Genomic DNA, 12,011 nt, shown 5'->3' on the forward strand with positions numbered 1-12,011 from the left:
ATACTAGGGACTACTCCTTCCTCCTATTTCTTCATTAGCTCCTGTACTTTTTTAGGTAGCTCATGGAATTTTACTTCATCATATGATGTAACTTCCGTTTCTTTTTTTACATAAAGCTTCATGTATGCATCGTGACGTAAATTTTTATGGGCTGAAAACTTTAATGTTTGCTCTTTACCATTTTCGTCATAAGCAGGTAGCTCGTACCAATACATTTTCATAATTTGTCCACTATCTAGCTTATATTCCTCTATATCACCATCAGTAGTAATATGAACATAGTATGCTTCTTTATTTAAACGATTAAAATCTACGGTCATCAGAACAACAAGACCTGCTACGAACAATAAGAACAGTGCTCCTATACCTAAGAAAACCTTTTTCATATTAATTCTCCTGTCTAACAATTTTATAGAATGAACGAACTGTAAAGATATAATATATGCCGTAAATTGCCGAATAAGCAATCATCCACAGTATTACTGGTTTAGTTATATCCATACTAAATAGCTGTGAAAATGCTAGTAGCGCAAATGCACTATGGACGATGCCGACAACGAGTGGTGCGCTAAAGATAACGGCAACCTGCCCTGCAACTGTTTTTAATATTTGTTTTTTGTTAACACCGATTTTATTTAAAATTGCATATTTAGGCTGATCTTCCTCTGCCTCTGTTAAAACTTTGAAGTAAATGATACTTCCTGTCGCTGCTAAAAATACTAATCCTAAAAAGCTTCCTACAAACAATAGTGATCCTACAGTAGCTAAACCATCCTCATAACTTTGCGGAACACTTGAAAACCCTTCCTGCTGTTCAGTAGATAGTTGACTGTAAATCTCCTTTGAAATGGCTTGTTGCTTCAAGTCATTATCCATACCCACTACCTGCATGTTAACATCTTCTGCATTTGTTGCAGCGAACACTTTATCATTAACAACGAGTACTGTCCCAGCTGGCATAAAGTTTAATACACTCTTTGTGTACATTTTATCAACATGGACTGATTCCCCGTTCTCCAATTTAAACTCTTCACCAGTAAAATCATCTGAAAAACGTTCATCGAAGCTAGCATCAAGTAAAACTGTTGAACCATTTGCAATGTGCAGTTCTTCATTTTTCCCTTGCAATTTTGCTAAACGATTATAGTCAGATTCCTTTAATAATGTATATTCAAAAGACGAATATTCATTATCCACGCGTAAATTTTTCACAGAAAGCGATTCGTTGTATAAGACTTCTTCTTGAGAGAATTTTACCGTATCGCCCTTCCACATAAATGTATTAGGTAGCGCTTGACGTACACTGGCTTCCGCATTGTAATACATACCGAAAACACCGCCACCAGCTGTAATCGTTGTCGCACTTAAAATAGCGATGATCGAAAGAGATTTAGCATTTGCTCGAATACGGTACAATAATTGCGATACACCAATTAAATTTAAGCCTTTCCATGACCAAGAAGTTGCTTTTTTCAACGCTATTAACACAAATACACTAACACTATGGAATAAAAGATATGTCCCTGCAATTGTCACACCTATAACCATTAGTGGAGTACCTAGTACAGTGAAGAATCTCCAAATATTACTCGTAAAGATATCTGCAGACGCTGTATAATAACCAAATGCAATTAGCGCTGTCCCAAGAATAGCTGCTAATAATGATGCACGCGGAATTTTCTCTCCTTGCTTCTCTGCATGGAACAGGTCAATCAATTTAAATTGATAGATAACACGATAGCCCTGTAAAGATGTGAATAAAAATAGTAGCGTAAAAACTCCTGCTGTATTTACTAGAGCCTCAGTGGAAAATGTTAAACTCCCTACAACCTCATAGCCCATCAAACGTACTAAAATCATTAACAAACCTTGTGACATAAAGAATCCAAGAACAATTCCTAGTACTAGTGAAACAAAACCGATCACTAAATTCTCAAAAAAGAGCATTAAGCCAATTTTCTGCTTACGCACACCTAGAAGTGAGTAAAGTGCAACTTCCTTTTTTCGTTTTTTCATAAAAAACGAATTGGAATACGCCATAAAGATGATGATAAAGAATAATAGCACAACGGATGATGCACTCATCAATCCTTTAATTTGCTGTGATGATTGTTTTAAGGCTGAAAGATCATCATTATATTTCAGCGTCACAAACGTGAAGTAGATGACGATACTAAAAACCATTGAGGCTATATATAAAAAGTAGTTCGACAAATTTCGCTGAATATTTTTACGCGCTAAACTAAATAACGTCATTTACTCCACCTCCGATGCCAGCAAGCACCTGTAAAATCTCTTGGAAAAATTGCTTTCTTGTTTGAGTACCACGATGAATTTCCTTAGAAAGCTGTCCATCCTGAATGAAAATAATACGCTGGCAGAAGCTTGCTGCGAATGCATCATGCGTAACCATCATAATAGTGGCCGCTTGAGAATTATTCAGATCACTTAAACTTTCAAGCAAGTCTGTTGCTGATTTTGAATCAAGAGCACCTGTTGGCTCATCCGCAAAAATTAATTTTGGCTCTGTAACTAATGCACGTGATGATGCTGTACGTTGTTTTTGCCCACCTGAAATTTGATATGGGTATTTATCGAGTAACTCTTTTATCCCAAACAGTGTAGCTATGCGTTCTACCTTTGCGTTAATTGCCTTTGTTGGCACTTTTGCAATCGCAAGCGGCAGTACGATATTTTCGCGAACTGTTAATGAATCGAGTAAGTTATAGTCTTGGAAGATAAAGCCTAGATTATCGCGACGAAAATCTGCTAACTCTGCATCCTTCATGCGCGCTAAGTTTGTATCACCAATAATGATTTCACCAGTCGTTGGTGTATCAATTGTCGCTAACACATTTAGTAGCGTCGATTTCCCAGCCCCTGAAGGCCCCATTACACCAACAAACTCTCCTTTTTCTACTTCAAATGATATATTCGATAGCGCTGTAAATGTATTTGCGCCTTTGCCGTAAGTTTTTTCTACATTTTGTACCTTTAATAATGACGTCATAAACGCTCACCTCTTCTTTCTGACTTTAGTATACGCCCCCAAACTTACAGCAAATTTGTCGCAAACTTACAACAACCTTAAATCGTAGGCTTAATGATGAGGGGTTGATTTCCGTTCCGACTGGGCGCTTTGAGCTGTCGCTTCGCTTTCGCACAGAGCAAAGCTTCCTGGGGGCGTCAGTCTCCACTCCAATCAACCTATCTACATGACATACGTTTTAACAAAATGTCACCCAACTTTTACGTTTTATCACCTAACTTTTAAATTTTATCGACATCCACCTGCCAAAAAGCAAAAAAGGATTCACACACAAAATTTTGCGTGAATCCTTTTACTTTATTATGTCGTCCAGTCTGAACGAAGATCAACCTATCCTCATGACATGAGTTTTAACAAAATGTCATTCAACTTTTTAGTTATCGGGGCACTTTCAAGAATTATCGCCTAACTTTTAATCTTTATCGATTAACTTTCACGTTTTATCAACCAACTTTTGAATTTTTTCGACTAACTTTCACGTTTTATCAACCAACTTTTGAATTTTTTCGACTAACTTTCACGTTTTATCAACCAACTTCTGAATTTTATCGACATCCAACTTCCAAAGAGCAAAAAAAGATTCACACACAAAATTGTGCGTGAATCCTCTAACTTTATTCTGCTAATACTTTTTTAATATCATCCTCAAAGCTACTTGGCTTATCAGCTGATCCGTAACGTCCAACAACTTCACCATTACGATTCACAAGGAATTTTGTGAAATTCCACTTTACACTGTTGCCAAGAAAGCCCTTTGAATGTGATGTCAAATGCTCAAAAATAGGGTGTGCATCCTTACCATTGACCTTCACAATTTCATGCATAGGGAACGTCACTCCATATGTCAAACGACATTGTGACGCCGCTTCCTCAGCAGTCGCTACTTCTTGCTTAAACTGATTAGATGGGAAGCCAAGAACAACAAGGCCCTCATCCTGATATTTGTTAAATAGACCTTCTAATTCTTCAAACTGCGGTGTAAAACCACATTTTGAGGCCGTATTAACAATTAACATTGCCTTACCCTTATAACGATCTAAGCTATATTCAATACCATCTTCTAAAGCAACCTGAATGTCGTAAATGCTCATTTCTAATTACCCCCTATTTATCCCGCATAAACGGGCAGTATAAGCTCGATTCATGAAGACTAATAATCAGCGGAGTTAGAGAAAACCCCATAAAATTCACTTTATAAACGCGCATTCATTCTGGCAACCTGCTGTAGAGGATCCCAAACACCATTAAATGGAGGCGCATAGGCTAAATCTAAATCTAATAAATCTGGTAATGTCATTTTATTGTATAAGGCTGTTGCAAACACATCAATCCGTTTATCAACACCTGCAGGTCCAACAATTTGTGCTCCTAAAAGCTGTTGATCTCGTTTACGAACAACAATTTTAATAAACATCCGTTGAGCACCTGGATAATAACCTGCAATATGACGGGCAGACAATTTAAATGCCTCATATTCAAAACCTAACTCTTTTGCATTGCGCTCATTAATACCTGTCGTGGCGATTGTTAAATTGAAAAATTTTAAAATCGAAGTACCTACAATACCTCGAAACGGTGCAAACTTGCCCGACATATTGAGTCCCGCTAAACGACCTTGCTTATTAGCTGTCGTTCCAAGAGGTACATAATCTAAGCGTTCTTTCACAATATTAAAATGCGTTGCGCAATCTCCCGCTGCATAAATATTTTCAACAGATGTCTCTAAATGTCGATTGACGATTACTGCCCCATTTTTAGCCAGTGCTATGCCTGTTCCCTCTAAAAATTGCGTATTCGGTTTAATCCCCACAGCCATAATGACTAAATCTGTATCAAACGAGCCATTGTCAGTAATAACACGTTCAACACGGTGATTCCCCTCGAACGCCTCTACTTTTGTATTTAACACAAGCTCGATATCGTTCTTTTTTGCTTCCTCATGAACATGTTGAGCAAGCTCTTCATCTAAAATTCTTGCAACATAGCTACCGCGTTGAATCAATCTTACTTTTTTGCCACAAGCATGTATCGTCTCGGCCATCTCAAGCCCAATATAACCTGCACCTATAATCGTTACATTTTCTATATCTGACGTTAAATCAGCTAGTAAATCATCTAGCTGAGGTATTGTTTTCACCGTGTGTATACCCGTTAAATCTGAGCCCTTCTCCACCGGCATAATAGGATCCGCGCCTGTTGCAATAAGTAGCTTATCATAGGGAATTTCAAATGATTCCCCAGATGACTGTGTTCCCAAAACAAGATTCTTGTCTACATCAATTTCGTTAACCTTATGGCCAACAAGAGCATCAATACCATACTTATCACGAAACGTTTCTACATCTCTTGCTATGAGACGCTTTGTCGATGAAATACGTCCATCTATAACATAGGGCAACCCACACTGCCCATATGAATAAATAAATCCACGTTCTACAGATGTAATCTCTGCTCCTGGTACATTTCGATATATTTCCATTGCTGCTGACATTCCGGCAGCATCTCCCCCGATGATTACGTATTTCATCCAACCATCCCCCTTATTTTTTTCTTGTTGCTATTAAGCATGCATAATGGTCCATATAAAAACGGTGACTTCCTCCACTTACGATGACACGTAATACATGAATAGCAATAACCATCGTTAGAACAAGATTCGCTACAAAAGCTAGCAATGTAATGACAATTTGTAGTACATAAAATGGTGAATCCATATTTAATTTAATATGGCCTATTGTTGTTATTATCTCCGAAGTACATACTACCACGATAATGGCAATACAACGGCGCCAAGATTGACTTACAATACTTTTGCCGTTTTCACTTACCATTGTAAATCGCATCATCTTCATCCCTAACGTTGCTCCATTTGTAAAGCTCGGCACAACGCCAAACAACAACATATACAAAGCTATTTTTACTAAAAATTCGAAAATACCACTATAGCCTGTTACGGCACCAATACTGAACAAAATGATATGTGCGATAAATAAATCTATTGCTAGTGCTAACAAAATAGATAATGGCTTGACGATATCTTTTTTGACCATTTCTGCTGCTTTAGCCGCCACCTCTTCATGAGAAGGAAACAACGCCCACACAACAGGGGCTAAAAAGAACCCTAATAGTGCCCCAACACTGTTAAGCATTAAATCATCCACATCAAAAATTCGATACGCACAATTAAAGATGCCATAAATCCCTGTAAATTGGGTTACCTCATAAAACAATGTTAGCAAAAAGCTAAATAGAAATGCACGCTTCCAGTACTCTCTTTTTTTAAGAAAATAACGCAAGTATACGCCAAATGGCATGAGCAGTAAGAAATTATAGAATGCCTGGTAAAAAGCGGGCTGCTTCGGTATATAAATCCATGTCGATGGATTCGTCAGAACGATCCCACTATCCTTTAAAATATCAGCGACAAATTGAAAAGGATGTAAATTATAATGTACTGTATCCGGGGCTTGTAGAGAGCAAGTATCACGTGTTTCCGGGAAAGGTAATAATACTAAGCATAGTGCCGATAAAAAGTAAAAAATAAATGAGAACATAATAATCGTTTTGGATACAGATAAGTAGCCATATTTCCGATACGTATAAATAAGCCACGGTACAAATAGCATAAAGGACAAGAATATTGTTATTAAAAAAGCTACCATTATAGAATGTGTATAAACTGACATTGGACACCTCTTCATTTAAAAATAGGCTCTTCACCATAACGAGGGATTGATTTCCGTTCCGACTGGGCGCTTCCAGCCTTCGTACCAATCAACTTATATGAATGGCATATATTTTATTAATGCCCTTCCCAACTTTTGATGTTAAATCCCCGTTTTTTTATATCTTAAACTTAGTTTAGCCCATAAACACAACACGAATATTTCACCTATCTTAAATAATCCTTAATTTAACTTAAGTCTAAGAACGCCGCATCCTGTGGCAATTTATCTGTGCGAAAGCGTAGCGACAGCAACAACAACACACGACTAAGTGACTAACATCACGTTGGCACAAAGCCGATTCCGGACGTAATTATGCCGAGGCATAATTGATAAATAAGGCCATCTGGATATAAAATTAAAATTCCGCTAGACTCCAGTGGGGTTAAGCAAGAGCATAAGATCTAGAAATGAAAGATCGATACGGCTCGTGCATGCCACGGAGAGCAAAGCGGAATTTTACCAAATAAGAATATAAATTTTTGTTTGAAGGACTTTTACACGAGCATACTATGCTTTTGCCATTTCCTCTTTACAGAAAGCTAAAATTTCCTCTAGCTCATCATCTTCTAATGCGAAATCTAAATACTCACCTTCAGCTTTTTCCATGATGAAGTAATTTAAAATAAATAGCTCTTCACCTTTTTCAGCAACCAGTACTCGAATCTCAATTCCTGCTTCATGATAAAGCTCATCTTCTTCATCAATATCTACATCTAAAATAAACTCGTAACGCTTACCTTCAATAATGTTTGTTGGATCTAAAATTTCTTCCATTGAGAATTGTGTAATTTCCATTGTTCGATCTCCTTTAAGTTAACCTGTTCTTTTTATATATTAAATCAAATTCAGCATGGGTCAACTAGAAAACTCGTATACACTTGAAAGTAAATATGCCACAATGAAATTAAAATAATTGAGAGACGCGATTCTCTTAAGGATACTCTACAAAAAGGAGGCTTTTTTCTTGAAAGAGCTACTATATTATCAAGATGTCATGCTACGTGAATTTGATGCAACAATTGTCGATAAAGGAACTGATATAGATGGCCGTAACTACGTGGTGCTATCAAATACTGCATTCTATCCAACAGGAGGTGGACAACCTCATGACACAGGTACTTTAAATGATATCGAAGTCATCGATGTTGAGAAAATTGATGATGAAATTCGTCATTATATCCTAGACGACTCTTCGCTTTTAACTGGAGAAGTGCATGGACAATTGAATTGGCAACGACGATTTGATCATATGCAGCAGCATGCAGGTCAACATATTTTAACAGCTGCTTTTGTCGAGCTTTTTGATACACCAACTGTGAGCTTCCATTTGGGTAGTGAGCAGGTCACAATTGATATTGCCGTGGACACCTTAACGGAAGAACAGCTTGTGGCTGCGGAAGCCCGTGCCAATGAAATAATTCTAGAAAATCGTCCCATTGAAACGACATGGATTACAGAAAAAGAACTTGAGAACTATTGCCTACGTAAAGAAGTAGCGGTCACAGGAGATATTCGACTCGTTATTATCCCTGATTTTGATTACAACGGTTGTGGTGGTACCCATCCAACTTCAACTGGACAAGTCAGCGCAATAAAAATTCTCGGCACGGAAAAAATGAAGGGCAATATTCGCGTCTCCTTTGTCTGTGGCCACCGAGTTTTAGCGGAGCTTGCAATGCGAAAGAAAGTGCTAGCTGACGTTGCCAGACAACTAAGTGTACCTGAAGAGGAAGCGGCTACAGCACTTGCAAAAGTCTTAACAACGCAGAAAAATACAGAAAAAGCACTTGTAGCAGCAAAAGAAGAGCTACTAAATTATGAAGCAAAAGCGCTAGTCTCTAGTAAAAAACGTATTATTACTGCTACCTTTACTCAGCGTACTATGCAAGAGCTTCAAAAAATAGCTCGGACTGTTGTCGCTGAGCAGGCAGACGCTGTCGTATTACTTGTTTCAGAAAATGAAGACCAGCTTCAGTTTGTCGCGGCACGTGGTGCAAAAGTTGAGAAAAGTATGAAAGACATAGCTGCAAAGACACTGCCACTCATTAACGGAAAAGGCGGCGGTAGCGATCAGATGGTACAAGGCGGTGGCGAGCGTATTATCTCTACCGAGGAACTATTTGAAGCTATGCAAGAAGTACTAAACTAAACTAACCTTTTCGATAATAAAAATTCCAAAAAATAGGAGACGTTCCATTACTGGGACGGCTCCTTTATTCATTCATGCTTATCATCACTTGCTGCACGTTCTATTGCTGCTATCTTCCCCGTCGATTGTTATCCACAGACATTTGCCCTGCTGAAGTAATAGATTCCTCAGCACCTTATTTTTATCCACAAATTATCCACATTTAATGCACAATTTGTCCACAATTCATCTCGATTACGTCAAATCAATTTGCCAGTTGGATGATATTAAAAGTTTTTCCAGTTATACCTGATTATAATTTACTTTTTTTGCTGATTATAAAAAATAGAATGGTTTCTATACATTTTGAGGGGAGGATTTCTATGAGTCCAGAAAAGGATGTTTCACGTCGTGATTTTTTAAAAACAACAGGGATCGCAGCAGGTACATTAGTCGGCGGTGGATTAATAGGAGGTCTTGTTGGCTATAACATGCCTAGTAAAGGAACTACTACGCTAGAGCATGGTCAGCATGGAACTGCTACTGAAGAGACTGGTTCTCCAAAAGCTAAAATGTTTTTTATGAATCAAAGAGATTTCAATATTTTAACGAATGCTACTGAACGTATTTTCCCTGAGGATGATTTAGGCCCGGGGGCAAAGGGCTTAGATGTGCCTTACTTTATCGATCATCAGCTAGCAGGGCAATATGGAAGTAATTCTAAAGAATATATGCATGGACCTTTTGGTGAGGGTGCCCCAACACAGGGTTATCAGAGTCGTTTAACCCGTGCGGAAATTTTTAAGCAAGGTGTCCAAAAGTTAGAGTCGGAAGCACAGAATCGCTATAAAAAGAGCTTTAATGATATTGATGGTAAGCAAATGGATGAAATTTTAACTGCCTTCCAGAAAGGTGACGTGCAAATGAGTGGTGTCACATCTGCTTTCTTCTTTACTTTATTACGTGCAGCAACATTAGAAGGTGCTTACTCTGACCCTATATATGGCGGGAATCGTAACATGGATGGATGGCGTATGAAGAGCTTCCCTGGCCATCAAATGGCGTATATTTCTCAAATCGAAGATCCGAAATTCCAAAAAATTGAGCCTAATTCATTAGGCAGTCACTAGTATAAGGGGGTAAGGAAATGGCAACAACATTACCAAGTGTAGACGTTGTTACAGTCGGGGTAGGTTGGACCGGCGGCATTGTCGCTGCAGAGTGCTCGAAGGCAGGCTTAAAAGTCGTTGGTTTAGAGCGCGGTCAAAAGCGTGGCACAGAAGATTATCTGACTATCCATGACGAGTATCGTTATGCAATCCGCTATGATTTAATGCAAAATCTTTCGAAAGAAACCGTAAGCTTTCGTAATAATCGCAATATGAAGGCATTGCCCATGCGTCAGCTCGGTTCCTTTTTACTTGGTGAAGGGCTTGGCGGCTCTGGTACACACTGGAACGGTATGACGTATCGCTTCTTACCATACGATTTTCAAATTAAAACATTAACAGACAAACGTTATGGTCCGAAAAAGCTTGGACCTGATTATTTATTACAGGATTGGGGATTAACATACGATGAACTTGAGCCCTATTTCGACAAGTTCGAAAAAACAGCAGGTATTTCCGGGGATGATAAAAATCCATTTAGCGGAAAACGTTCAAATCCTTATCCTACGGGGCCTATGAAAATGACCCCGATGCTTTCGCAATTTGAAAAAGCTACAAAAAAATTAAAATTATCACCTTACATGGTACCTTCTGCAAACTTATCAGAAGTTTATAAGAACCCTGACGGTGAAACGATTAACGCTTGCCAATATTGTGGCTTCTGTGAACGCTTCGGCTGTGAATATGGCGCCAAATCATCTGCAGAGGTTACTGTTATTCCTACTGCATTAAAAACAAGTAATTTTGACTTACGCTATAATTCCAATGTTGTTGAAATCTTAAAAAAAGGCAATAAAGTAACTGGTGTCCGATATATCGATACGATATCTGGTGAAGAATTTATTCAACCAGCAAACGCTGTTGTACTTACTAGCTATGTCTTTAATAATGCCAAGCTATTAATGGTCTCTAACATTGGGGAACGCTATGATCCAGCTACTGGAAAAGGGACACTTGGAAGAAACTATTGCTATCAAATACTACCTGGAGCAGTAGGATTTTTTGATGAGCAATATAACACATTTATGGGTGCGGGTTCACTCGGTATGAGTATTGATGACTATAATGGCGATAATTTCGATCATAGTGACTTAGATTTTATTCACGGTGGAAATATAGCTCTAACACAAACTGGTGCACGCCCTATCGGCTCGAACCCAACACCTCCTGATACGCCAACATGGGGTGCAGAATTTAAAAAACAATCTATTCATTACTATACACGCTCATTCGGGATTGGTGCACAAGGTGCTTCGATGCCACACAAAGAAAATTATTTGTCTCTTGATTCTACGTATAAAGATGCTTACGGCTTACCTCTAATACAGTTAACGTACAATTTTACAGATCAGGATCGAGCACTCCATAAATATATTTCAGCACGTGCAGCTGACATTATGAAAGAAATGGGCGCCAAAACTGTTGTCCCAAATGCTGAAATCACTGATTACAATATCGTACCTTATCAAACAACCCATAATACAGGCGGAACTGTTATGAGCTTAAAGCCAGAGAATGGCGTTGTGAATAACTACCTGCAACATTGGAATGTTGAGAATCTTTTTGCTGTGAGTGCCGGAAACTTTGCGCACAATAGCGGTTATAACCCTACAGGTACTTTAGGGGCACTAGCCTACCGCTGTGCAGAGGGTGTTGTAAAATATAGCAAATCAGGTGGCTCCTTAGTCTAAATAACAATCAAATTTTTTAAAAGGAGGCAAGACTTATGGGAGGTCTTGGAGCAATCGGAGTACCTGGGTTAATCATCATCTTGGTAATTGTTTTAATTGTGTTTGGTCCGAAAAAATTGCCAGAAATCGGCGGGGCAGTCGGTAAAACATTTGCTGAGTTTAAAAAGTCCACAAAGGGGCTTATCGATGATGAAGATGATCCAGCGAAAAAAGAAGAAAAAAAATCTGACGTTTCGTAGGAGGGTT

The 12,011-nt window shown here is 38.4% G+C and carries 11 protein-coding genes; 4 read left to right on the plus strand and 7 right to left on the minus strand.

Annotation, left to right across the window (positions count from 1 at the left end; translation table 11 throughout):
• Positions 1 to 23 precede the first annotated feature (23 nt).
• From ACQKNC_RS18270 to ACQKNC_RS18300, 7 genes are all read right to left on the minus strand, one after another.
• Entirely contained in the window at positions 24 to 386 is a 363-nt protein-coding gene (locus ACQKNC_RS18270) for a YxeA family protein (protein WP_427426172.1), read from the minus strand.
• A 1-nt stretch (position 387) separates the two neighbouring features.
• Entirely contained in the window at positions 388 to 2,256 is a 1,869-nt protein-coding gene (locus ACQKNC_RS18275; RefSeq protein WP_427426173.1) for an ABC transporter permease, read from the minus strand.
• Positions 2,243 to 3,010, minus strand: coding sequence for an ABC transporter ATP-binding protein (locus ACQKNC_RS18280; RefSeq protein WP_427426174.1), 768 nt, complete (start codon positions 3,008 to 3,010; stop codon positions 2,243 to 2,245). Before ACQKNC_RS18280 ends, ACQKNC_RS18275 begins: the two co-directional genes overlap by 14 nt.
• Before the next feature lie 653 nt (positions 3,011 to 3,663).
• Positions 3,664 to 4,140, minus strand: coding sequence for a glutathione peroxidase (locus tag ACQKNC_RS18285; RefSeq protein ID WP_427426175.1), 477 nt, complete (start codon positions 4,138 to 4,140; stop codon positions 3,664 to 3,666).
• A 101-nt stretch (positions 4,141 to 4,241) separates the two neighbouring features.
• On the minus strand, positions 4,242 to 5,576 hold the full coding sequence (locus ACQKNC_RS18290; protein WP_427426176.1) for an FAD-dependent oxidoreductase: 1,335 nt from the start codon (positions 5,574 to 5,576) through the stop codon (positions 4,242 to 4,244).
• 13 nt (positions 5,577 to 5,589) lie between these two features.
• Complete coding sequence (locus ACQKNC_RS18295; protein ID WP_427426177.1) at positions 5,590 to 6,735, minus strand: VanZ family protein; 1,146 nt, start codon at positions 6,733 to 6,735, stop codon at positions 5,590 to 5,592.
• Between the two features lie 549 nt (positions 6,736 to 7,284).
• Positions 7,285 to 7,572, minus strand: a complete 288-nt coding sequence (locus ACQKNC_RS18300; RefSeq protein WP_427426178.1) for a DUF6509 family protein — start codon at positions 7,570 to 7,572, stop codon at positions 7,285 to 7,287.
• A gap of 169 nt (positions 7,573 to 7,741) precedes the next feature.
• On the opposite strand from ACQKNC_RS18300, the gene ACQKNC_RS18305 reads away from it, so the two are divergent.
• From ACQKNC_RS18305 to tatA, 4 genes are all read left to right on the plus strand, one after another.
• Entirely contained in the window at positions 7,742 to 8,926 is a 1,185-nt protein-coding gene (locus ACQKNC_RS18305) for an alanyl-tRNA editing protein (protein ID WP_427426179.1), read from the plus strand.
• A gap of 362 nt (positions 8,927 to 9,288) precedes the next feature.
• Positions 9,289 to 10,035, plus strand: a complete 747-nt coding sequence (locus ACQKNC_RS18310) for a gluconate 2-dehydrogenase subunit 3 family protein (RefSeq protein WP_427426180.1) — start codon at positions 9,289 to 9,291, stop codon at positions 10,033 to 10,035.
• 17 nt (positions 10,036 to 10,052) lie between these two features.
• A complete protein-coding gene (locus tag ACQKNC_RS18315) occupies positions 10,053 to 11,765 on the plus strand; it encodes a GMC family oxidoreductase (RefSeq protein WP_427426181.1) in 1,713 nt (570 codons plus the stop codon).
• A 35-nt stretch (positions 11,766 to 11,800) separates the two neighbouring features.
• The gene (gene tatA / locus ACQKNC_RS18320; RefSeq protein WP_427426182.1) at positions 11,801 to 12,004 is read left to right on the plus strand and encodes a twin-arginine translocase TatA/TatE family subunit; all 204 of its coding nucleotides are present in this window, start codon (positions 11,801 to 11,803) and stop codon (positions 12,002 to 12,004) included.
• Positions 12,005 to 12,011: the final 7 nt, after the last annotated feature.

Source organism: Lysinibacillus sp. NPDC094177 (assembly GCF_050279145.1).
Classification (GTDB): domain Bacteria; phylum Bacillota; class Bacilli; order Bacillales_A; family Planococcaceae; genus Lysinibacillus.